The organism is Niallia sp. Sow4_A1 (genome assembly GCF_052116745.1).
GTDB lineage: Bacteria > Bacillota > Bacilli > Bacillales > Cytobacillaceae > Niallia > Niallia hominis.
Genome location: NZ_JBQKKM010000041.1, coordinates 20,717 through 43,871, shown reverse-complemented (window position 1 = coordinate 43,871; position 23,155 = coordinate 20,717). Strand labels below are relative to the sequence as shown.

Sequence of the window (23,155 nt, the reverse complement as noted above, 5' to 3'; positions counted from 1 at the left end):
TCTTATTAGTTTGTGTGGTGCTTACTAAATTCGACATTTTGGGGAGGTACTCCTTTTTTTGTGTCTCTGAGACCTTAAGGCTCTAAGCGTTAAATTTATGAAATTGATTCAACCAGTATGAGAAAGTAGTTTTAATTAAGCACTATATTTGAGATTTTTCGTCTTTATAGATTGGCTAATTAATTTTTTCCAACCTCTATTTTTTTAAAGAAGCAGCTTCTTTATACGGTAAATCTAATCGTAATAAATCTTCAAATGTTTCTCTTTTCACTACTAATCTTGCTTCCCCGTTTTCCACAAAAACTACTGGAGGTCTTGGAATCCGATTATAATTATTTGCCATGGAATACCCATACGCACCAGTACAGAATACAGCAAGGACATCTTTGTCATCCGCCTTTGGTAAAGGCAAGTCCCAAATAAGCATATCACCTGATTCACAGCATTTCCCTGCAATTGAAACTGTTTCATCTGGTGTTTGTAGAGGCTTATTTGCAAGAACCGCTTCATATTTTGCTTGATATAAAGCAGGACGAATGTTATCACTCATTCCTCCATCAATCGCTAAATAATTTCTGACATTTGGGACTTCTTTTCGTGAACCAATTTGATATAGTGTAGTCCCAGCATCTCCTACAAGAGATCTTCCTGGCTCAATCCATATTTCTGGCATTTTCATATTCAGATAGCTTACTTGTTCTTTAACTTCCTTAATGATTACTTCTACATATTCAGCGGGCTTGATTGGTTGGTCTTCCTCTGTATAGCGAATACCAAAGCCACCACCTAAATTTAAGACCTGTGACTCAAATTCATGCTTCGCTTTCCAATCTGTTAAATGCGCCATTATTTTTTTTGCAGCAAGTACAAAACCTGTTGTATCAAAAATTTGGGAGCCAATATGGCAATGAAGTCCTAAAACTTCTAAAAATGGTGACTCTTTCGCCTTCAACAAAGCGGCCTCTGCTTGTCCATTCTGCAAGTCAAATCCAAACTTTGAATCTTCCTGCCCTGTTAATATATAGTCATGCGTATGTGCTTCAATGCCAGGAGTTACCCTTAAAAGAATAGACACTTTTGTCTTTTTTTCTTCACATAATTGATGAAGCATTTCAAGTTCATAAAAGTTATCAACGACAATACAGCCAATCTTATAATCGATTGCCATCAATAGCTCCTCTTTACTTTTATTATTCCCATGAAAATGTATTCTTTCTACAGGGAAATCAGCAGCAATAGCTGTATATAATTCACCACCAGAAACAACATCCAATGATAAGCCTTCCTCATTTGCTAGCTGAACCATTGCAATCGTAGAAAAGGCCTTACTTGCATAAGCAACTTGCGCTTTCACACCTAATTGGTCAAACGTTTGCTTAAACCCTCTAGCTCTTTCTCTAATTAATTCAACATCATAAATGTAAACTGGTGTTCCAAATTTTTTGACTAATAAAAGCGTATCTACGCCACCTATTTCAAGATGACCAGCATCATTTACTTTTGAAGTTCCGTAATAGTGCATTGATTCCCCTCTATTCTTCCATAAAATATTATAAATGCTCCTAATCACAAACAGACAGTCTAAAGAAAGCACTTGTCTGTTTGTGAAACTTATTTCTATCCCGCCAGGAAGGCCATAACACTCACCATCAAATCACGATTTAAAAAGATTGAAGAGGAATACAGCTCGTAAAAAACGATTCATTCAACTAACATTTCAAGTTAGGTAAAATGCCAATTGATTGAAGTTTCACTTTATTATTAGCTCACTTTAATTATCCAAATGTACCATAATTTCAGGCAATTCTCAATAGCTGATCATCTAATTTTACCAAAGAGAACGGACAGTTATTCACTCTCTAAGGAGCTTTAAATAATCTGCCCGTTCTCGCTCACTACTATTCAAGAATCAAATTGCCTCTTTTTTTGCTTACGGCTGCTTAAAACGATCTTGTGGATGTAAATGACTAGGTCTAATTCTGTTACCTGGAACCGTACGGCGTAAAAGAATTTGTGCAAAGGCTTTTGGATAAAAAGGGATAAACGGCCATAAATAAGGGACATTTAATGTTCTTGTCCGGATTAGAAATAAAAGATAGACAGTTATTCCAATAAAAAAACCTGGTGTATGGAATATTGCTACAACTATTAATAAAATTAATCGTACAAGTTTGTTCGCTATTCCTAACTCATAACTAGGTGTAGCAAAGTTACCAATTGCCGCAACTGACACATAAAGAATAACCTCTGGAACAAATAAACCTACATCTATTGCGATTTGTCCAATTAGAACTGCGGCAATTAGTCCCATTGCGGTTGACAGTGGTGTTGGCGTATGAATGGCTGCAATCCGCAAAAATTCTAATCCTAGATCTGCAATAAAGATTTGGACGACAATTGGAATATTTGTTGTTTCATTTGGTCCAATAAAAGATAGTCGCTCTGGTAATAAGGATGGCTCTAATACAACTAAAAACCAAAGAGGAAGGAAAAAAATCGAAGCAAAAACACCTAAAAATCTAACCCATCTTATAAAGCTACCAATTAATGGTGCTTGCCTATACTCTTCTGCATGCTGTAAATGATGAAAAAAGGTTGCTGGTGTAATAATGACACTTGGGGATGTATCTACATAGATAACCACATGTCCTTCTAATAAATGAGTCGCCGCTACATCCGCTCTTTCGGTATATCTAACTAGAGGATATGGATTATAGCTTTGCTTTAATAAAAATTCCTCAATTGTTTTATCCGCCATCGTTAATCCATCTGCTTTAATATTTTTCAGCTCTTTTATGACAATGTTAATTAAATCAGGATCTGCTACTCCATCAATATAACCAACAGCAATATCTGTTTTAGAGCGCTCTCCTACTCTCATAATTTCAAAGCGTAATCGCTCATCTCTAATTCTTCTTCTTGTAATGGCTGTATTTACGATAATATTTTCAACAAAACCATCTCGTGAACCACGAACTACCTTTTCTGTGTCTGGTTCTTGTGGCATTCTTCCTGGATAGCTTCTGACATCTACCACTAACCCATGATTATAGCCTTCTACCACAATGGCAATTAATCCTGAAAGTACTTGATCTACTAATTCATCCATTTTTTCAATCGGCTGTACACTTTGATGAACAAGTTGATTTTCCACAATATCAAATATATTTCTAGCTTGTGATTTTCTATCTGTATCATTTAAGAATAATAGCTGTTCTAATAATTCAGCAATTAAGACACTGTCACATAATCCATTCACATAATATAAATGGACTTGTTTTTGCATTACCTTTATTTTGCGGACTCCTAAATCAAAACTCGTACCAAGTCCGACCCGGTCTTTCATATATTTTTCCACATTATCTAAATCTTCGTATATCTGCACCTTTTTTTCAGTCTTACTGCTCATAAAAACCACTTCTTTCTAATATATATTCAACTGCTTTTCTCGTAATCGGTGCTCCTTTTTCATAAGAATCTTTTTTCCCCATTTTCCCAATGTCGCCAATCCCAACTACAAGTGGTAAGTTTAACTCATCTAAGACATATACAGTATCTCCATTCACTCTTCCCAATTCGATTTCAGGAATTCCATATTTATCGACACCATAGGGAGTCAGTTCTCCATCTTGGTCAATCGCAACATCAATTTTCGTCCATTCTTCTCTTCTCGTCCTGCTTGCCACTGCAATAACTCCCAACACTTCTATATCAGGATGTGTAGCTATGTATTTCAATGCTTTTTCACCAGTACCTTCTCCAACAAACCCACTATCATCAAACATAACTAACACCGGATCCTGTTTGGCTTGCTTAATAAGACTTAAAATTTCCTTGCCGCTATGCTGGCTAGGATTACCAAATGAAGTAGATATACATCTCCCGCCTACTTCCTTTGCTACAATCTCAACGGCTCTTTTGGCATACTCATCTCCATCTGTAATAAGGATTACTTTTCTCCTATTATTCATTCTTTATACTTCCTTTCCGTTTCTAATATTATGGAATAAAATAGATCCAATGAAACAAGGAGCCAAAGATCTTACCAAAAACAAGAGCCATCATTAAAATTAATAATCGATCGTCAATTCCAATTCTTTTAGCTAAAAGGGGAAAAACATCTAAAACCTCTGTTAATGCGGCCGCAATCATTCCCACATATATTCCATCTGCCAATCCTATTAGAATAAGGAGAAAAGCCGGTAAAGAAAAAGTAGGTTCTTGTAAAAATGCGATTGTACCTAAAACAGCTCCTAAAACAGCAGCCCATTCATATGCATAGATTTTACTGAAGGTTTTAGTCAATTGTGTCAGCCTAGGAATAATGCCAAATACAGTTAAAAAAGCAACATATCCAGCACCAACCGTAATTCCCCAGGCTAGCCCTACAAAAATCACAAAAAGAATACTAATGATCATCTACTTTTTTAATACTTTCTTTATTTTCATGCATAATCATATATTGATCTAGGGACTGCTGATAGTTAAACACTTCTACTTCTAACGGGCTCGGCTCTTCATTTAGGCGCTTTTTAAAAACATGATTAAAAAATATTACCATTCCAAGTCCTAATCCGATTGAATAAGGTATTTGAAAAATTAATGGTTTTTCTATTTCCTTACCGGTAATCATCATATAAATGCGCTGATGAACCGTCTGCATACTTACATCTTCATGGAAATTCATAATCGTCAATCCAGACCCAATAAACAGCAACAACCACACTAGTATAAAAAACGGAAGGGCTACTTTTTTCTTTTCAAAAACTACCTCTATAATTGTTTGCGCAGGGCCAATCAATTGAATTTCCAGGTCTTTATATCGCTTTTTTATCTCACGGATAAGTCGTGTACTGTCTATGATAATAATATTCTTATCCTGTTCTGTTATATGGTAAAGACATACATTTTTTAGTGACGACAGCAGTTCATCTGTGGCAATGATTTGCGCAAGATCCTGTAGGAATATCCGTTCATCTGACTTTTTTTGAATACGATGCCTCATCCGAATATATATCGTCTCTGCCATAAGTTCCACGTCCTAACACACATTGTTTTCCTATTAAATGTAGTATTCGATAATCTTTTATAAAATATGATGGACTTCTAAGTGGTAATTTTTTCTTCAACCATATAATACTCCTACTCTCGATCCATTCCTCTCAATATATTGCTGTTCATTTCTTACGTAAAGCCAAATAAAAAAGTCGACAATCCTCCTATATGGAGATTTGCCGACTTTCCCATTTATAAATCCATCTGATCTTTCATTTGCAGTAAAATCTTTTTTTCTAGCCTAGAAACCTGCACTTGAGAAATACCTAGCCTTGTTGCTACTTCTGACTGTGTTTGATCTTTATAATATCTTAGATAAACAATCAGACGTTCTCTTTCATCTAATTCACGGATTGCTTCCTGCAAAGCAATCTTATCAAACCATTTGCCTTCATTGCCATCATCGATTTGATCCAATAAAGTAATAGGATCCCCATCATTTTCATAAACTGTTTCATGAATGGAGGATGGCGTTCTTGCTGCTTCTTGCGCGAGAACGATATCTTCTGGAGGTATATCTAAAAACTCAGAAAGTTCCCCAACTGTTGGTGTTCTGCCGTATTGCTTCGATAATTCGTCCTTCGCCTTACGAATTTTATTGCTTAATTCTTTTAACGATCTGCTTACCTTTACTGTTCCGTCATCACGGATAAATCGTTGAATTTCTCCAATAATCATTGGAACAGCATAGGTTGAAAATTTAACATCATAGCTTAAATCAAATTTATCCACTGATTTTAATAGACCGATACATCCAATTTGAAATAAATCATCTGGATCATAGCCTCTATTTAAAAACCTTTGCACGACTGACCAAACAAGACGCATATTTTTCTGAACGATTGTATCTCTTGCTGACTGATCTCCATCTTGGCTTCGTTTTATTAAGTCTTTGACTTCATGGTCTTTTAGATACGTTTCCTTCTTATCTTTCTTTACCTCCACATCCATAGACGATTCTCCTTAATTGCTTAGCATTTTGCTATTCATTAAATGCTTACGCAGACGAATCTCTGTTCCGCTATCTGGACTTGATTGAATTTCGATATCATCCATAAAGTTTTCCATGATGGTGAATCCCATACCAGATCGTTCAAGCTCTGGCTTTGTCGTAAATAATGGCTGTCTTGCTTCCTCTACATCGAAAATTCCTTTCCCTTCATCCCTGATCGTTAAATCAATGTATGAATCTTCTAATATAACCGAAATATAAACAATTCCACTTGGATCATTTTCATATCCGTGAATAATGCAGTTTGTCACTGCTTCTGATACAACTGTTTTAATTTCTGTTAATTCATCCATTGTAGGATCAAGCTGGGCTATAAAAGCTGCTACCGTCACACGTGCAAACGATTCATTCTGGCTCAGAGCACTAAATTGAATATGCATTTCATTTCTCATTTTAAGCTACCCCCAATCGTTGTAGGGCAAATTCTTCATTTGTTTCTAGCTTCATAATTTTAAACATACCTGACATATCAAATAAGCGCTGTACACTAGGGGAAATAGCACAAATTACCATTTCTCCTCCAAGCTGCTTTATTTGCTTGTATCTGCCCAAGATAACACCTAAGCCAGAACTGTCCATGAATGTTAAGTTTTCAAGATTTAACACAATGTGACGAATATTATAGCTCTCTATGGCAGAAGTTGCTTTTGTACGCAATTCTTCCGCATAGTGATGATCCAATTCCCCAGATAGACGTATACAAAGTACATTGTTCTTTACTTCCAACTCAATATTAAGACTCACAAGAATAGCCTCCTTATTTGGTTTAAAGAAACTATTCTAGATTTATATAGCTTTTCCTTCTCCACAGACAAAACTAGTGTTCATTCGCTAAAAAAAGAAGGAATACAAATTATTTCGACAAGATGGAAAAAAGATTATTCTGTTTTTGTAAACATACCTGCTGATCGTTTAAATAACGTCCACCATTTTGCTTGTTTTACTTCTTTTTGAGCAACCAATGGACTTGTAACTAATGTTTTACCATCTTGCTTATACGTAATTTCTCCAATTTCTTGTCCTTTTTGAATGGGAGCTTTTAAGTTTTTATTCATGGTAATTACTTTTTCTAACTTATCTATTTGCTCCCCTTTTTTCGTTAGGATGGAAATAGGTTCACTAGTTACCGCCGTTACTTCTTTTTCTGAACCTTTGCTTACCTTTACTTTACCAATTGCCTCTTCTCGTTTATGCAATGGATGTGTTTCATATTGACTAAATGCGTAATCAAGCATTTTGGTTACTTGAGCATTTCTTTCTTTAGATGTTGGCGCACCGAAAACAACTGCAATTACTCGCATTCCATTTTTCATAGCAGTTGCTGTTAAACAGTATTTAGCTTCAGCTGTAAATCCAGTTTTCAATCCGTCTACTCCTGGGTAAAACTTCACAAGACGATTCGTATTAACGAGCCAAAACTTTTTATCTGTATCTTCCCTTAAATAATCTTCATAGGTACCGGTGAATTTTGTAATATCTTCATATTTCAATAGCTCTTTAGCCATAAGCGCCATATCTTTTGCAGAACTGTAATGATCTGCTACCGGCAACCCTGTCACATTTTGAAACTGAGTACTTTCTAAGCCTAATTCTTTTGCTTTTTTATTCATTAAATGAACAAATTCCTCTTCAGAGCCTGCTAGTCTTTCTGCAACAGCTACTGCTGCATCATTTCCTGAACCAATAGCAATTCCTTTTAGCATTTCCTCTGTTGTCATTTCTTCTCCTGGTTCTAAGAAAATTTGCGAGCCTCCCATAGATGCCGCATGCTCACTTGTACGAATTTTCTCGTCTAGCTTTAATTTACCTTGATCAATCGCTTCCATAATAAGAAGCATTGTCATTATTTTCGTCATACTTGCTGGGGGAAGCTTTTCCTCGCTGTTTTTTTCATACATGATTGTTCCTGTATCACGATCAATTAAAATGGCTGATTTTACATTATCAACTAGCTCTTGCTTTTTCTCAGCTGCTAATGTGCTTGGTGCCAAAATTGATGTCATAAAGCAGGTAATGATTAACATTGATATGATGCGTTTCATCTATTGACCCTCCATTCTATATAGCCTCCATTTTTTCCAAAAAAGACAAGTTTATACAGCCAATCAGGAATATTCATAAAATAATTAGAATAGCCCTAAATGAAGATAGAAAGAGTAGTGCATATTATAGGAAAAGTTAGGCTAGTTTGTTGATCTAGGTTATAATTAATGGAGATTAAAGGAGGAAAACAATTGATTCATTTAAAAACACCAGAGCAAATTGCAAAAATGAAAAGAGCAGGAGAAATTCTTGCAGATTGTCATAAAGAAATAAAAAAATTAATCAAACCAGGCATTACTACCGAAGAAATTGATGTGTTTGCCGAAAACTTTATTTTACAAAGAGGCGCCACTCCTGAACAAAAAGGGTATCATGGTTATCCTTTTGCAACATGTGCATCCATAAATGATGTGATCTGTCACGGTTTCCCTTCCAAAACAATCTTAAAAGACGGAGATATTGTTACGATAGATATGGTAGTAAACTTAGATGGATGGCTTGCTGATTCTGCCTGGTCTTATCCCGTAGGAAATGTCTCAGCAGATGCAAAAAACTTATTAAAAACAACAGAAGAAGCCTTATACATAGGAATAGAACAAGCGGTGATTGGAAACCGAGTGGGAGATATCTCTCATACCATTCAAACGTTCGCAGAAGCTAAAGGGTATGGCGTAGTTCGAGATTTTGTCGGGCATGCAATTGGAAAAGAAATGCATGAACTACCTCAAATTCCCCACTATGGTCCTCCAAAAGTAGGGACACCTCTTAAAGAGGGAATGGTTATTACAATTGAACCAATGTTAAATATCGGCATGTATCATGCCAAGGTTGATTTAGACGGATGGACAGCACGAACAGTTGATGGAAGTCTATCAGCACAATATGAACATACTATAGCTATTACAGCTAATGGACCGGTTATTTTGACAAAACAATAAACATACTCCCAATGGCTTCCTTTTCGCCATTGGGTTTCTTTTTTATTTTTTTATAAAAAAATGAACTTTTTATACGGAAAAATACTCCTATATATGAGAGGTGAACACATGAATGAGAAAAAACTCGTACAAAAGGCAAAAAAGCAAAATAAAAAAGCTTTACTTCAGTTAGTAATGCAACAAAAGGATGATTATTATCGTTTAGCCTATTCATATATGAAGAATCCTCATGATGCAATGGATGTAATGGAAGAAATGATTATCATCTTGTATGAGAAAATTGGGCAACTAGAAAAAATCGAATCCTTCTATAGCTGGAGCAAGACCATTTTAGTAAACCTTTGTAAAACAAAATTAAAAAAACAGCATAAAGAGTTACTTGTCGATGATATTGAGCTCCACTCTAGTACAACTCAAACAATAGACCCCTATAAATATAAAGCAGAGACGATGGATATAGAACAACTGCTATCATCCTTAAATCCATATCAGGCGGAAACAATTAAATTAAAATACCTACACGATTTAGATAATGCAACCATTGCAAAAATCACGAATGTCTCTGTTGGAACGGTAAAATCAAGAATTCACAATGGATTAAACCTATTAAAAAGGGTCTATGGGAGGCATGATGTATGAACTCAATTGAACAGAAATTATTAGAGGAACAAAAGAAGTTAACAGACATAACTGCACCTCCAGAATTAGAACAAAGACTAGCGCAAGCGCTTTATGCTAAGCAAGTTAAATTTTTTCCTTTTAAGCGATGGGTCCCATTATCAGTAGCCGCTATTGTCTTAGTCATTTTTATTACTTACCAATCAAATGCGATTGCTTATTACGGTAAAAAGCTATTAGGGTTTGATACGCTTATGACCCAATCATTAAAAAATTTAAACGAAAAAGGATTTGGGCAAAATATAGAGCAATCTTTTTTATTAGAAAATGGTACTACATTAACGATCAATGGACTTATGTCTGATGAAAATAGATTGGTTGTCTATATTACATTAGCAAATGAAGACGGTTTACCAGATGATTTAGATCGTATTTTTACCCCTCAGAGCATTACTGGCTTTTTTACGAACGCCAATATTAATAGCTCTTACTATGAAATAAGTGATGATAAAACAAAAATGACGGGAATTTTACAATATGATTCTATTAATGCTTTTTCAAAAAAACTTCAGCTACAATACTATTACTGGAAAAATGATACCGAAATAATCGAGGGGACGGTTACTTTTCCCTATAATCACAAAGAAGCATTGCAAACAAAAATGAAGCAATCTATTAATAAAAAATTAAAAGTCGATAAAGGAACGGTTAATTTTAAAACCATTACAGCTACCCCCACTCAAACAGTAATAGAAGGAACATTTAATGTCGAGAATTATGACCGACTTAGTCATGGCTTTGAGGGAGTAGAACTAATTGCCAATGGCAAACCTTTCCCACTAGAAGGATATGGTAGTTCTTCAACTTTTGGAAAAAACAATACATTTTCCATTGAATATGGTGGTTTACCAGAAGATGTGACTTCACTCGAAATCCATTTAAAAAACTTTATTGGATATAAAGAAATAAATAAATCCATTTCTCTTATTGGGGAAGAAAAAAAGAAAGTGATACCATTAGAGAATGGGGAATTGACGATAAATGACATTCAATTAAAGGATGAGTTAATGATACGTATTTCAACGAGTGATTCTATTCTATTAGATAAAGTAAGTATTATCAATGAGGCTCAAGAAAACATCCCTTTAAAAACGACAACGAATCAACAATTAGCCAAAAACAAAGATGGAACAATTATTAATGAGCGAACATTACTATTTGAAACAAACGCTAAACCTTTGGAACTTCATATTGGTGGATTGCATTATATGAAAGAGTATAATAAAAAAATAGATATTCCCTTAGAATAAACGAAAAGACTCACAAAGTATTAGCTATGAAACATAAAATAGCCTCATACAATTTGAGGCCACTGAAAAAGTGAATTACCTGGTGAATCGGTAGTTACCAAACCTTTCTAACTTAGTGTAGGTTTTTGTTTTCCGAGGCTTACCGCACGACTCACCGGGGCGAGCGCCGAGCCGCTTCACAGCTCACGCTCCTGCAGGGTCTCGGACTTTCTCGCATCTCCCGTAGGAGTCGAGCGGACGCCTCTCCAAACCAACTTATTATTCGCTTTCAAATAAATAAAACCTCATTTTATTTGGAGAACTAGACTTTTCAGTGCCCTCTACAATTTGTGGGTCTTTTTCTTGTCTTATTATTCTGTAATTACTTCATAAATTAAAGTAGGAGCCTTCACTTCATTTGCTGAAAGCTTAATATTTTCATACAATTTTTTTGTTACATCGTCAATATCTTTTGTATTACTATAAATCGTTACAAGTGATTCGCCTGCTTCGACTTTTTCACCGATTTTCTTCCGTAAAACTAAACCTACTGCAAGGTCAATTTCTGACTCTTTTGTTGCTCTGCCTGCACCTAACAGCATAGCAGCTGTTCCAATGCTGTCAGCAGTTATTTCTGCGACATAGCCAGTTTCTTTTGCTGGGAGCTCGATTATATATTTAGCCTTTGGTAATAAATCTGTTTGATCAACAACAGAAGCATCGCCACCTTGGGAACTTAAGAAAAGTTTAAATGTTTCAAGGGCTTTGCCATTATCGATTACCTCTTGCAGCATTTCTCTCGCTTTATCTGTAGACTCTGCTTTTCCCGCTAAGTACACCATGTGGCTTCCTAAAGTTAAGCATAATTCTGTCAAATCTTCTGGCCCATTACCAATTAATGTATCAATTGCCTCTTTTACTTCTAAGGCATTACCTATTGCATATCCTAGAGGCTGACTCATATCAGAAATCACAGCCATTGTTTTTCTACCAACATTATTCCCTATTCTAACCATAGCTTCTGCAAGCTCTCTTGAGGCATCTAGTGTTTTCATAAATGCTCCAGCACCTGTTTTAACATCTAAGCAAATAGCATCCGCACCTGCCGCAATTTTCTTACTCATGATACTGCTCGCAATTAAAGGAATACTATTAACGGTCGCTGTTACATCTCTTAATGCATATAATTTTTTATCAGCTGGGGTGAGGTTACCGCTTTGTCCAATAACAGCCAATTTATTTTTATTTACTAAGTCAATAAATGCTTCTTTTTCTATTTCGACATGAAATCCTTTTACGGATTCTAATTTATCGATTGTACCACCAGTATGACCTAGTCCTCTTCCACTCATTTTTGCCACTGGAACACCTACAGCAGCAACTAGCGGACCTAATACTAAAGTTGTTGTATCGCCAACTCCTCCTGTAGAGTGTTTATCTACTTTAATACCTTCAATAGCAGATAGATCGATGACATCGCCTGAATGCACCATCGCCAAAGTCAGCTCTGCACGTTCTGCTTCTGTCATATCTTGAAAAAATACCGCCATTGCAAAAGCACTCATTTGATAATCTGGTATTTCCCCCTCTGTATACCCATTGATGATAAACGCTATTTCTTCCTTCGTTAATTCTAATCCGTCTCTTTTCTTTTCGATTAAGTCGACCATTCTTAATGCCATAATTGAATCTCCTTCATTATGTATTGAAATCATTCTTCTTAACATTGCAAAAATTAAAGTCACATGAACTAACCGTCAAAGGATTTGATTTTTGTAAACGGTGTAAAATGTTTTAATAACTAAAGAGCTACCACATAAATCAGTATTGCTCAAATGGTAACTCTCTCATTTAACTTAGTTCATTATGCACCGATTTCTTTAATCAATTCTTTTACATATTGAAGAAAGTTTGCTTTAACTTTCTCCGTTGTTTCGATTACTTCCTCGTGATTTAGAGGTTGATCAAGAATACCGGCTGCCATATTCGAAATACAAGAAATACCTAATACTTTCAGACCTGCATGACGAGCAACAATTACTTCTGGTACAGTAGACATGCCGACTGCATCTCCACCTAATACGCGAAGCATTCTTACTTCAGCTGGTGTCTCATAAGATGGTCCAGTATTTCCAACATAGACACCTTCTTGCACCTTAAGACTAATCTTACTTGCGACATTGCGTGCTATTTCACGAAGATTATTACAATATGCTTCTGACATATCAGGGAATCGTACGCCTAACTTACTGTCATTTGGACCGATTAATGGGTTTGTTCCCATATTATTAATATGATCAGAGATTAGCATTAAGTCACCTGGTGCAAAGTTTTCATTCACTCCACCCGCTGCGTTTGTAACAATTAATTTTTCCACGCCTAGTTCTTTCATTACTCGAACTGGGAAAGTTACTTTATCAAAAGAATAACCCTCATAGAAATGGAAACGCCCTTGCATTGCTACTACTTCTGTTCCATTAATCGTGCCAAATACAAGTTGACCTGCATGTCCTTCCACTGTAGAAACTGGAAATTCCGGTATATCTTCATACGGAATTTTTACTGGATTTTCAATTTCCTCTGCCAAAACACCTAATCCAGAGCCAAGAATTAAGCCAATTTTAGGCGTATTTGCATATTTTTGTTTTAAGAAATCTGCTGACTGTTTAATCATTGTAAAATTCATTATTATTCCCCTTATATTAAGTCATTTAAGAAACTTGTTCCATATTTAGGCAGTTTAACGTCAAAGTTTTCCGCAACCGTTGCGCCAATATCAGCAAATGTTTGACGAAGTGGCAATTCCTTCGGTTCTTTTAATGCTTTACTATACACTAGTAGTGGCACATATTCTCTTGTATGGTCTGTTCCATGATGAATCGGATCATTTCCATGGTCTGCCGTAATAATTAATAAATCATCATCCTTCAGTAGTTCAAATACTTCTGGAAGTCTAGCATCATATTCTTCTAGAGCTTTTCCATAACCAATCGGATCTCTTCTATGTCCAAATAAAGCATCAAAATCTACTAAGTTCAAGAAGCTTAGACCAGTAAAATCCATTTTCAAGGTATCTACAAGCTTGTCCATTCCATCCATATTTGAAACTGTTCGTAAAGACTTTGTAACCCCTTCACCATCATAAATATCAGAGATTTTCCCGATTGCAATGCTTTCGATATGATTATCTTTTAATTCATTCATTACTGTACGATCAAATGGTTTTAATGCATAATCATGACGATTTGCAGTCCGTTTAAAGTTTCCAGGCTCTCCTAAGAACGGTCTAGCAATAATACGTCCAACCATATATTTCTCGTCTAGCGTCAATTCTCTTGCTAATTCACAAATTCGATATAACTCATCTAATGGCACAACCTCTTCATGAGCAGCAATTTGAAGGACGGAATCTGCTGAAGTGTAAACAATTAAAGCACCTGTTTTCATATGCTCTTCACCTAATTCGTCCAAAATTTCTGTTCCACTTGCTGGTTTATTGCCGATTATTTTTCTTCCTGATTTTGCTTCGATTTCATTTAGCAATTCATCTGGAAAGCCTTCCGGGAATACACGGAATGGTGTTTCAATATTAAGACCCATTATTTCCCAATGACCCGTCATTGTATCTTTTCCATTCGATGCTTCCTGCATTTTTGTATAATATGCAAGCGGTTTTTCAGCTGCATCTACACCAGCTATTTTTTCAATATTACTCAGACCCAGTTTTGCCATGTTCGGCATATTTAGTCCGTTCATTTTTTCAGCAATATGACCTAAAGTATGTGCACCTAAGTCATTAAATTTATTTGCATCAGGCGCTTCACCTATTCCAACTGAATCCATTACAACGAGGAAAACGCGATTATATTTATATGTAGACATTTTTATCCTCCTTTTTTCCATTTCAATCATCCTATTTTGCCCTACTGTATGTATCTTTATTAACCATAAAAATTATAGCATATCGTCAGAAGTCTGACATCTTTTTCAGCAATGTTTTCCATTAATTTTGAGGGATAATTAAATCGTTTTCTTACTTCCCTTTTTATTATCCCTTTCTATCACAAATTTGTCTCTGTAATTATTCGTTGTTGGTTTTCTAGTAGAATGTGTATACAAAGTGAGCTTAAGCGGCGGATATAAACGGAATTATTCCGTTTATTTTTAAGATTTTTTTACAGAAGGCAAAAACAAAAAGAACACTGTATTTGAGGCTAACAGTGCTCTATGCTCTTGGATGAAATTGACTATATACATCCTTCAATCTAGTTTTTGTTACATGTGTATAAATCTGTGTTGTCGAAATATCAGCATGACCAAGCATTTCCTGAACAGCTCTTAAATCTGCACCATTCTCCAAAAGATGTGTTGCAAAGGAATGTCTTAATGTGTGTGGGGTTATTTCTTTCTCAATATGTGCTTCCTTGCCTAACCGTTTTAAGATTTTCCAAAATCCTTGTCTCGTTAATCTATTCCCATGATGGTTTAAAAACAAGGAATTTTCCGCCGATTTTTTATGTTGTAAAAAAGAAGGTCTTGCTTCATTTAAATATAACTCTAATGCTCTTGTTGCCGCTCCGCCAATTGGTATAATTCTTTCTTTGTTCCCTTTTCCGATACAGCGGATAAACCCCATTGTAAGATGAGCATCATCAATATTTAAATTAATTAACTCACTCACACGAATTCCTGTTGCATAGAGGAGCTCTAGCATTGCCTTATCCCTAATCCCATAATGATCCTTTTTATGTTCGAAATCGAGGAGTGCTTCGACTTCCTCCATGGACAAAACTTTTGGTAATGTTCTTTCAGCCTGTGGCGTTTCAATATGTACGGTCGGATCTTCATCCAGCACTCGATCGCGAAATAAGAATTGATGAAACGCACGAATGGATGCAATATGACGAGCAATTGTTTTAGATGACTTTCCTTGATCCTTTAAGAATCCTAAAAAGCGAATGATATGCGAACGCTGTATTTCTGTTAAATCACATTTCTCCACATTTTTCATATATTTCATATAACTTTTTAAATCTCTTTCATATGATACAAGCGTATTACTCGCCAATCCCTTTTCGACTAATAAATAATGCATAAAATCTTTTAATTGATCTTCCATAGAATTACTCCCCATTTAAATAAAACAGGAATATTCGATCCCTCCATGAATTTTTTTCTGTTTCTGGACTATTATCTGCATTCACCTTAATGGCTGAACCCGATGGCTCGTCATAACGATGAAACTGTTGATATTCTTGATTAAACCATACGATTGCATAATAAAAAAGTATCGTACACCCTGTGAACAGGATAAACACTTTTAATGTATTCATCATTGCTTTTGTCCATCTTCTCATCCAAAATCCCTCCATAGCTTCTCTAATACAAGCTATGCCAGGTTGGACAATTAATATACCTAATGAACTTATTATTCTTATTATAATGGATATAAATATAAATGAAAGTGTTAATCGCTCAAATAATTCTTGAAATCTTTAATAGAAGTTCAAAATGATTAAGACAATAAAACTGAATGTATACTCTTCCTTTTAGGAATCCATATGCATGCTATAATAAAAATAAATAGATTTTGCTAAGAAAGAACACAAATATGGAGGAGTTTACTAATGAAGAATACTATATGTCCGAAATGCAATAGTGAAGAAATTAAAAAGGGTGTAATGGCAGCATCGGTTGGGCAAGCATATGTATCCCGAAAAAAACCTTAGTCAGAAACCTTCACCAATATCAGCAGAATATTGTGGGAACTGTGGATACATCATGTCCTTGTATGTAGAAACGCCCAAAAATTTAGGATAACAATTACTTTATTGGTTACTGTGCTCTTTCTCTAATCGTATATTTTATTAGATATCCATATTTATTTATAGTAGCTTGATTTAAAGCAAAATAAAAAACCTTCTCATTTGAAAAGGTTTATTCTGCGGAGGATGAAACTTCCTCACTTTTTCCCGTGCAACGATGGCAAATACCATGAAATGTTAGACGGTGATCTTTAATTTTAAAATTCCAGTCACGCTCTACTAATTTCTCTACATCTCCTAGTAAATCTTCTTGAATTTCATCAACTGCTCCACATTCAATGCATACTAAATGGTGATGAAAGTGAGCTGCGCCTTCTTGTCTCAAGTCATATCTAGAAACGCCGTCACCAAAATTTATTTTATCAACAATTTTCAATTCCGTTAATAGTTCTAGTGTACGATATACGGTTGCCAATCCAATTTCAGGAGATTTCTCTTTTACGAGTAAGTATACATCTTCTGCACTAAGATGGTCTTCTTCATTTTCTAATAATACTCTTACTGTCGCTTCCCTTTGGGGAGTTAATTTATAGCTCGAAGAATGCAACAGTTTTTTTATTCTATCTAATCTACTTTCCATTCCGAAAGTCCCTCCCTAGCCACTGTCCATCTCATTATAACAGAAGTAGGAATAGAATCCTAATAAAAATTATTATAAATAACATTTAATAATAATTCTTAAATTATAATGAGTATTATCTCTATTTTAACCATTCGAAAGGAAAGTTTTAGATTCTCTCTTTATATAAATGGCAACATGATAATAATAGATTGTACCATATTAATAACTGCTTTCATTAATATTGGCGAAATATATGCCTCAACTGCTGCCGCAATCCCGATAATAACAAAGGCTATCATTAGCAGAAAAGTATATCTAGCAAACAGTGGCAGCATTGGTTCCCCCTTTTTCTTCATGAATTGCTGGCGAATCATTTTAAAAGAGAACGCTACTGATAGTGTAGCAGAAATTATAAAAATTGGAATAACAATTAGGTTTTGTGGCAAAACCGACACAAATGATAGTAAAAAGCCATGCCATCCCATTTGGTTAACTAAAAAACCAACTGTAAAGCCAACAACCATTCCTTTTATAAATAATAGAATTAAAATAATGGGCAATCCTATAATAGAGATGCCAAGCAGCCAAATAAAGCCGATATATTTACTGTTATGCGAGAAGCTTTGAAAAAACAAATCTTTGCTTTCCGCGACTTGTCCATTGGAAACCTGTCCAAAAAATTGTGTTAAATAGTAGTAGAGATCTTCCTTTTGGGAGAGAGACAAACTATTTACTACTATTGCACCAAAAATTACCCCCATTAAAAATAATACAATGATAAATAAATAAATTGAGGAATGCTCATGTATATGAGTCGCTAGGATATTCTGATATTTTTTCTTTTTCATTGCCTTTCCTCCCGCCAAGTCTGTTAATTTATGTTTATGCACGAAAGATAGGCATATGACTAGAAATCTATTATTAATCAAAAAGAGCAAATCATCTAATAATTATGTTATTTTACAAAAAGATATGGTAGATTAATTTTGAGGTGAGAGAATTGAAACCGATTTTAATAGATTTGCCAGAAAAAATCGAAACAGAAAGATTAGTATTGCGTCCATGTATGCCTGGAGATGGCAAGGATGTATATGAGAGCATCCAACGGTCAAAAAATGCCCTTAAGCCTTGGATGGCTTTTGCTAATAAAGAGCAAACACTAGAAGAGGTGGAAGCAGGTGTACGAGAATCGTATGCTAAATATATTTTAAGAGAAGATTTACGATTACATATTTATTTAAAAGATACAAAAGAGTTTATAGGTTCAACTGGTCTACATTCCATCGATTGGAAAGTCCGCGTGTTTGAAATTGGGTATTGGTGCAATTCTGTCCACACTGGAAATGGCTATATTACAGAAAGCACCAGAGCTTTAATAAAGCTTGCAAAAGAAACACTGCACGCAAATCGTATTGAGATACGTGTTGAATCCACAAATAGGAAAAGTCGTGCTATTCCAGAAAAACTCGGCTTCTCATTGGATGGTCTATTGAAAAATGAAACCCTTAGTGCCGATACAGAGGAACTAAGAGATATCTGTCTTTATTCGTTGACATAATGCAAAAAAACCCACAAATTTTAGTGTGGGATTTTTTTGTACTATTACTTATCTACCCTAACCTTTCCGTATTTACCGCCACCACCTACTTGCAGATTTAACATTCCCGTTCTCGCTGCAACTACATAATCCGCCACCTTCTTTGGAATGATTTCCACTAACTTATCGTAGGGAGCTTCATGGATTATTTGCATTTCGGTTGAAAAATAATCAAGTAATGTTTGCAGTGTTTTTTTCCCTAAGCCAGGAATGTATTCTAGCGGTATTTGGTGAATATAGGGTGGTCTATTAGCTGTTGAAGTAGCATCCTTTAAATCGGTAATCCTTGCTGCTACCCCTTTTACCCATTTATGACTTCCGCATTCTTTGCATATACCAGTCGTTTCTGAAAAAGGGGCATAGCATTTCATACAAACCGTTTCATGATATTTACCTAATTTTGGGTCTAGCCCATAATTGGCAATGATTCTTCTTCCTTCTACCTGATGCAGAACTTTTGCAAATTCTGCAAAAGATGCTTCCTCCATTTCCATAATTTGATATTCTCGAGCAATTTTTCCTAAAGAATGGGCATCAGAATTGGTTATAAAAGAAAAGGCATGTAATTCTGAAATTTGATCAGCCATATCCGTATCAGAGCTCAATCCTAGTTCCATGCCATCAATCAATTTCTCATCCAAAACTTCCTTATAGGAACGATAAACACCACTTCCATATAAACTTTTGAATGGTGTAAAAATATGTGCTGGTATGAAAAGCCCATTTAATTCCTTTACTTTATGCTGCAATTCTTTCCCAGTTATATAAAGCCTTTGCGAGCTTAAAGTCACATTTTTCATATGATTAGAAATCCAATTGGAAAATTCCTTCATTTTAGCTAAAGTCGGCAGATAGGATAACACATGAATCGGCCCCTTACAGGAAGAATCGTATATTTCCAGCTCTGACCCTAGAATAATCGTTATCCCTTCCATCTTAACCCCACCGCTAGGCAATTCTATCATCTTCCCCTGCTCTATCAACTCTTCCATTTCCATTATCACTTCAGGGGAATGACAATCTATAATTCCAATCATATCAAGACCCTTTTGTTTGCTAGCATATTCAATGACAGCAGGCAAGGTAAGGTTTCTGGAAGCTGTGATTTTCACCGGCTTTCCACTTTTGGTTCTCCCAATATGGATATGTAAATCCGTGTAAAAAGACTTCATTTTTACTCCTTTAGGTTAGCAATTTGTAAATATTGTATCCCAAAAATTGTTTTCGCATCAAAAATGCGTTGTTCTTCCATAAATTGTAATGCTTCCTCTAGCGTAATTTCTAATACATTTACAAACTCATCTTCATCTAGTCCTGCGGCATCTTCTTTTTTGGTTAATCCTTTTGCCACATATACATGGATGATTTCATCAGCAAATCCTGGTGAAGTATAAAAAGAACTTACCAATTCTAGAGATTCACAATCATATCCCGTTTCTTCTTCTAATTCTCTTCTTGCACATAAAGCTGGGTCTTCGCCCTTTTCTAATTTTCCGGCAGGGATTTCTACGATTACTTTTTCAAGCGGCTTTCGATATTGCTCTACCATAACTAGCTTGTTATCGTCCGTTATGGCAATTACTGCTACTGCACCTGGGTGCTTTACTAATTCTCGTGTAGAGGTTTTTCCATTAGGCAATTCTACTTCATCCACTTGAACTTGAATTATTCTTCCACTAAAAATATGCTCTGTTTTTACTGTTTTTTCTTCCAATGAACTCATTTGACACACTCCTGTTCTATTAAACAAAGATCCTAACATATAGATTATTATACTTTATTTCGGTTTTTAAGAAAGGATTGTGGGGACGCTGAAGATATATTTACGAGAAAAAGGGGTTGTTTTAACTGGAAAACCACGGGAAATCCGTTATATGCTTAAAAAGTATCAAAAAGAATACACCTATGTGAAGGATTGGGTGAATGCTAATTCGAATCCTTCAAAAAAATAAGCCGATTTCTTTGTGAATAAATACCATTTTTCGTACAATAAGAGATATCTTAGGTAAAGAGGTGTTCGAATTTGCAAAATTCACAATTAGGTAGTTCTAACTTATATGTATCAAAACTAGGACTTGGATGCATGAGTCTTGGGACCGAAGAAAAGACTGCCTTTCCGATTTTAGAAGCAGCATTAGAAGAAGGAATAAATTATTTTGATACAGCAGATTTATATGATCAGGGGAAAAATGAGCAATTACTAGGTCGTTTTTTCAAAAATAATCGAGAAGATGTCATTATTGCAACAAAGGTAGGAAATAAGTGGGAAGAGGGAAAAGATGGATGGTCTTGGGATGCAAGTAAGGCCTATATTAAAGAACAAGTTAAACACAGCCTAAAACGACTAGGCACAGATTATATTGATTTATATCAACTACACGGCGGGATGATGGAAGATCCGATTGAAGAAACGATTGAGGCATTTGAAGAATTAAAGGAAGAAGGCGTGATTCTTTATTACGGCATTTCTTCCATTCGCCCAAATGTCATTCGCGAATATGTGAAGCGTTCCTCTATTGTTTCTGTCATGATGCAATATAGTATAGTAGACAGACGTCCAGAAGAGGAAGCACTACCATCACTTGCAGAAAACAATATTAGTGTCGTTACCCGCGGCCCTGTTGCAAAAGGTCTTTTAAGCCCTAAGTACCGTGAAAAGCTAACAGAAAAAGGCTATTTAGATTATTCTGGTGAGGAACTTGCAAAATTACTTCAAAATTTAGAACAAAAATTTGCAGATAATCGCACATTAACGGAAGCTGCTATTCAATATAACTTGGCTCAAACCCCTGTAGCTAGCATCATTGCAGGTGCAAGCTCAGCAGAACAGCTTCGAGCCAATGCAAATGCCGTGAACAGTGCACCTTTAACAGCAGAGGAAATAGCATTTATTAAAGAAATTTCGAAAGCATCGGTTTATAAGGCACATCGTTAATAGGATGTAAATTTACTTTTAAGCTTGGCTCTTGAATGATTTGGAAAATTTTTCTATTCATTATAGAAAAGTGGTTTTCGTTTTTTGGATGAAAGCCACTTTTCCTTGCATTTTTTTGAAATGTGGTTTTCATCTTCCTTATGAACTCTACTTTTGCTTGCTTCTTCTTGAAATGTGGTTTTCAGTTTGCTTATGAACAAAAATCCCCACCTACTCTTTTTAGATAAATAGGATACGCGTCCAAATAAAATCCTTTATTTTACAAGAATAATAGAAACGAGGAATCTCTTTGAAATACATAGAATTTGGTATTGGCAACAAATGGCTTATTCGTACAGAAACAGAATTACAAGATGGGACAGAGTTTGAAGAAAAAGGAATAAAGAGACCTATTAATTTTTACTCTCTTTATACTAGAGTCTGGATTAGGAAAACGGTCATTATTATCGATTCAAAAGAAGGGGTTAAAAAACGAAAAAAAGAACGAAATGCTTATAAATTCATACTAGGTATAAAAAGCTTATAGCATTCCACTATTACTCCCTTTACTCTTCCATCTCTAGTCTTCTAAAAAGAGGAAAATCAATTAATCGTAACGAATACTTATCTAGTAATTAAACTGTAATTAAAATACCTACATTACTTTTATAAAGGAGTCTTTCAATGAATCAAGCTTTATTAATTATTGATGTTCAGCAAAAACTGGTAGATGGGAATGCGGAAACAAATGAGATTTATAATAAAACAGGTTTATTAGATACTATTAATCTCGTTATTGAAAAGGCTATCCAATTAAATGTTGAAGTTATGTTTGTAAGAGATAAAGATGTTGCGGGAGGAGAAGGACCTGGGTTTCAATTTCATTCCGATTTGAAAATTCCTGTTGAAGCAAAAATCTTTGATAAATATGCTACAAATGCATTCTATGGAACAGGATTACTAGAGTATTTACAGTCAAAAGACATTCAACATCTTGTCATTATGGGTTGCGAAACACCCTATTGTATTGATACAGCGGTACGGACAGCAACTGTAAATAATATGGATGTAACGCTAGTTGGAGATGGGCATTCAACAACCGATTCAACCGTTCTTTCTGCTGAAAAAATTATTCAACATCACAATAAAATATTACACGGTCACTATAATGTCGATCATTTTTCGATAGTACGCGAAGCAGAGGAAGATTTATTTTCACCCATGCATGATAGTTACCGATAAGTTTTATGTAAAGAGCAAGCGAAAAAAGTCACAATGACAAAAGCGATTCGAGCAGCGGCA

26 protein-coding genes are annotated in these 23,155 nt (G+C 35.3%); 8 read left to right on the top strand and 18 right to left on the bottom strand.

Going from position 1 to position 23,155, the window contains the following annotated elements; translation table 11 throughout:
• Nucleotides 1-196: 196 nt before the first annotated feature.
• From lysA to ACTQ5K_RS19265, 9 genes are all read right to left on the bottom strand, one after another.
• Nucleotides 197-1,522: a diaminopimelate decarboxylase gene (gene lysA / locus ACTQ5K_RS19305; protein ID WP_251628020.1), complete on the bottom strand. Its 1,326-nt coding sequence runs from the start codon at nucleotides 1,520-1,522 to the stop codon at nucleotides 197-199.
• Nucleotides 1,523-1,930: 408 nt separating this feature from the next.
• A complete protein-coding gene (locus ACTQ5K_RS19300; RefSeq protein WP_251628021.1) occupies nucleotides 1,931-3,409 on the bottom strand; it encodes a spore germination protein in 1,479 nt (492 codons plus the stop codon).
• On the bottom strand, nucleotides 3,399-3,971 hold the full coding sequence (locus ACTQ5K_RS19295; protein WP_031537343.1) for a stage V sporulation protein AE: 573 nt from the start codon (nucleotides 3,969-3,971) through the stop codon (nucleotides 3,399-3,401). The genes ACTQ5K_RS19300 and ACTQ5K_RS19295 overlap by 11 nt, the downstream gene beginning before the upstream one ends.
• A 28-nt stretch (nucleotides 3,972-3,999) precedes the next feature.
• A complete protein-coding gene (locus ACTQ5K_RS19290; protein ID WP_031537342.1) occupies nucleotides 4,000-4,419 on the bottom strand; it encodes a stage V sporulation protein AB in 420 nt (139 codons plus the stop codon).
• Complete coding sequence (locus tag ACTQ5K_RS19285) at nucleotides 4,409-5,029, bottom strand: stage V sporulation protein AA (protein ID WP_031537340.1); 621 nt, start codon at nucleotides 5,027-5,029, stop codon at nucleotides 4,409-4,411. Before ACTQ5K_RS19285 ends, ACTQ5K_RS19290 begins: the two co-directional genes overlap by 11 nt.
• A gap of 218 nt (nucleotides 5,030-5,247) precedes the next feature.
• Nucleotides 5,248-6,006: an RNA polymerase sporulation sigma factor SigF gene (sigF, locus tag ACTQ5K_RS19280; RefSeq protein WP_031537337.1), complete on the bottom strand. Its 759-nt coding sequence runs from the start codon at nucleotides 6,004-6,006 to the stop codon at nucleotides 5,248-5,250.
• A gap of 12 nt (nucleotides 6,007-6,018) precedes the next feature.
• The gene (gene spoIIAB, locus ACTQ5K_RS19275; protein ID WP_031537335.1) at nucleotides 6,019-6,459 is read right to left on the bottom strand and encodes an anti-sigma F factor; all 441 of its coding nucleotides are present in this window, start codon (nucleotides 6,457-6,459) and stop codon (nucleotides 6,019-6,021) included.
• 1 nt (nucleotide 6,460) lies between these two features.
• Entirely contained in the window at nucleotides 6,461-6,811 is a 351-nt protein-coding gene (spoIIAA, locus tag ACTQ5K_RS19270) for an anti-sigma F factor antagonist (protein ID WP_031537333.1), read from the bottom strand.
• 134 nt (nucleotides 6,812-6,945) lie between these two features.
• Nucleotides 6,946-8,109 (bottom strand): D-alanyl-D-alanine carboxypeptidase family protein, encoded by a 1,164-nt coding sequence (locus ACTQ5K_RS19265; RefSeq protein ID WP_031537332.1) that lies wholly within the window; start codon nucleotides 8,107-8,109, stop codon nucleotides 6,946-6,948.
• Between the two features lie 192 nt (nucleotides 8,110-8,301).
• On the opposite strand from ACTQ5K_RS19265, the gene map reads away from it, so the two are divergent.
• From map to ACTQ5K_RS19250, 3 genes are all read left to right on the top strand, one after another.
• Nucleotides 8,302-9,048: a type I methionyl aminopeptidase gene (map, locus tag ACTQ5K_RS19260; protein ID WP_031537331.1), complete on the top strand. Its 747-nt coding sequence runs from the start codon at nucleotides 8,302-8,304 to the stop codon at nucleotides 9,046-9,048.
• A gap of 108 nt (nucleotides 9,049-9,156) precedes the next feature.
• On the top strand, nucleotides 9,157-9,687 hold the full coding sequence (locus tag ACTQ5K_RS19255; protein ID WP_251628024.1) for an RNA polymerase sigma factor: 531 nt from the start codon (nucleotides 9,157-9,159) through the stop codon (nucleotides 9,685-9,687).
• Nucleotides 9,684-10,976, top strand: coding sequence for a DUF4179 domain-containing protein (locus ACTQ5K_RS19250; RefSeq protein WP_251628025.1), 1,293 nt, complete (start codon nucleotides 9,684-9,686; stop codon nucleotides 10,974-10,976). The genes ACTQ5K_RS19255 and ACTQ5K_RS19250 overlap by 4 nt, the downstream gene beginning before the upstream one ends.
• 350 nt (nucleotides 10,977-11,326) lie before the next feature.
• Here the strand turns inward: ACTQ5K_RS19250 and ACTQ5K_RS19245 are convergent, their stop codons facing one another.
• From ACTQ5K_RS19245 to spoIIM, 7 genes are all read right to left on the bottom strand, one after another.
• Nucleotides 11,327-12,637 (bottom strand): pyrimidine-nucleoside phosphorylase, encoded by a 1,311-nt coding sequence (locus tag ACTQ5K_RS19245; protein ID WP_235249741.1) that lies wholly within the window; start codon nucleotides 12,635-12,637, stop codon nucleotides 11,327-11,329.
• Between the two features lie 182 nt (nucleotides 12,638-12,819).
• Nucleotides 12,820-13,641 carry a purine-nucleoside phosphorylase gene (locus tag ACTQ5K_RS19240; protein WP_031537326.1) on the bottom strand — a complete coding sequence of 274 codons (822 nt, stop codon included), beginning with the start codon at nucleotides 13,639-13,641 and terminating at the stop codon, nucleotides 12,820-12,822.
• A gap of 11 nt (nucleotides 13,642-13,652) precedes the next feature.
• Complete coding sequence (deoB, locus tag ACTQ5K_RS19235) at nucleotides 13,653-14,837, bottom strand: phosphopentomutase (RefSeq protein ID WP_031537325.1); 1,185 nt, start codon at nucleotides 14,835-14,837, stop codon at nucleotides 13,653-13,655.
• Nucleotides 14,838-15,180: 343 nt separating this feature from the next.
• The gene (gene xerD / locus ACTQ5K_RS19230; RefSeq protein WP_235249716.1) at nucleotides 15,181-16,074 is read right to left on the bottom strand and encodes a site-specific tyrosine recombinase XerD; all 894 of its coding nucleotides are present in this window, start codon (nucleotides 16,072-16,074) and stop codon (nucleotides 15,181-15,183) included.
• A gap of 4 nt (nucleotides 16,075-16,078) precedes the next feature.
• Nucleotides 16,079-16,312 carry a YqzK family protein gene (locus tag ACTQ5K_RS19225; protein ID WP_235249709.1) on the bottom strand — a complete coding sequence of 78 codons (234 nt, stop codon included), beginning with the start codon at nucleotides 16,310-16,312 and terminating at the stop codon, nucleotides 16,079-16,081.
• Between the two features lie 580 nt (nucleotides 16,313-16,892).
• Nucleotides 16,893-17,360 (bottom strand): ferric iron uptake transcriptional regulator, encoded by a 468-nt coding sequence (fur, locus tag ACTQ5K_RS19220; protein WP_031537320.1) that lies wholly within the window; start codon nucleotides 17,358-17,360, stop codon nucleotides 16,893-16,895.
• A 161-nt stretch (nucleotides 17,361-17,521) separates the two neighbouring features.
• Nucleotides 17,522-18,190, bottom strand: a complete 669-nt coding sequence (gene spoIIM / locus ACTQ5K_RS19215) for a stage II sporulation protein M (RefSeq protein WP_251628026.1) — start codon at nucleotides 18,188-18,190, stop codon at nucleotides 17,522-17,524.
• A gap of 152 nt (nucleotides 18,191-18,342) precedes the next feature.
• On the opposite strand from spoIIM, the gene ACTQ5K_RS19210 reads away from it, so the two are divergent.
• Nucleotides 18,343-18,900, top strand: a complete 558-nt coding sequence (locus ACTQ5K_RS19210; protein WP_251628027.1) for a GNAT family N-acetyltransferase — start codon at nucleotides 18,343-18,345, stop codon at nucleotides 18,898-18,900.
• 44 nt (nucleotides 18,901-18,944) lie between these two features.
• Here the strand turns inward: ACTQ5K_RS19210 and ACTQ5K_RS19205 are convergent, their stop codons facing one another.
• Both ACTQ5K_RS19205 and ACTQ5K_RS19200 read right to left on the bottom strand, forming a co-directional pair.
• The gene (locus ACTQ5K_RS19205; protein ID WP_031537316.1) at nucleotides 18,945-20,111 is read right to left on the bottom strand and encodes an endonuclease Q family protein; all 1,167 of its coding nucleotides are present in this window, start codon (nucleotides 20,109-20,111) and stop codon (nucleotides 18,945-18,947) included.
• A gap of 2 nt (nucleotides 20,112-20,113) precedes the next feature.
• Complete coding sequence (locus ACTQ5K_RS19200; protein WP_031537314.1) at nucleotides 20,114-20,662, bottom strand: NUDIX domain-containing protein; 549 nt, start codon at nucleotides 20,660-20,662, stop codon at nucleotides 20,114-20,116.
• 79 nt (nucleotides 20,663-20,741) lie between these two features.
• Here ACTQ5K_RS19200 and mciZ point away from each other — a divergent pair, with 79 nt between their 5' ends.
• The 4 genes from mciZ to ACTQ5K_RS19180 all read left to right on the top strand — a co-directional run bounded on the left by mciZ (nucleotide 20,742) and on the right by ACTQ5K_RS19180 (nucleotide 23,095).
• On the top strand, nucleotides 20,742-20,891 hold the full coding sequence (gene mciZ / locus ACTQ5K_RS19195) for a Z-ring formation inhibitor MciZ (protein WP_269320379.1): 150 nt from the start codon (nucleotides 20,742-20,744) through the stop codon (nucleotides 20,889-20,891).
• Between the two features lie 71 nt (nucleotides 20,892-20,962).
• Nucleotides 20,963-21,874, top strand: coding sequence for an aldo/keto reductase (locus tag ACTQ5K_RS19190; RefSeq protein ID WP_441994206.1), 912 nt, complete (start codon nucleotides 20,963-20,965; stop codon nucleotides 21,872-21,874).
• Between the two features lie 289 nt (nucleotides 21,875-22,163).
• Nucleotides 22,164-22,400 (top strand): DUF3977 family protein, encoded by a 237-nt coding sequence (locus ACTQ5K_RS19185; protein ID WP_031537312.1) that lies wholly within the window; start codon nucleotides 22,164-22,166, stop codon nucleotides 22,398-22,400.
• A gap of 137 nt (nucleotides 22,401-22,537) precedes the next feature.
• A complete protein-coding gene (locus tag ACTQ5K_RS19180; protein ID WP_441994205.1) occupies nucleotides 22,538-23,095 on the top strand; it encodes an isochorismatase family protein in 558 nt (185 codons plus the stop codon).
• The last annotated feature ends 60 nt before the right edge of the window (nucleotides 23,096-23,155 follow it).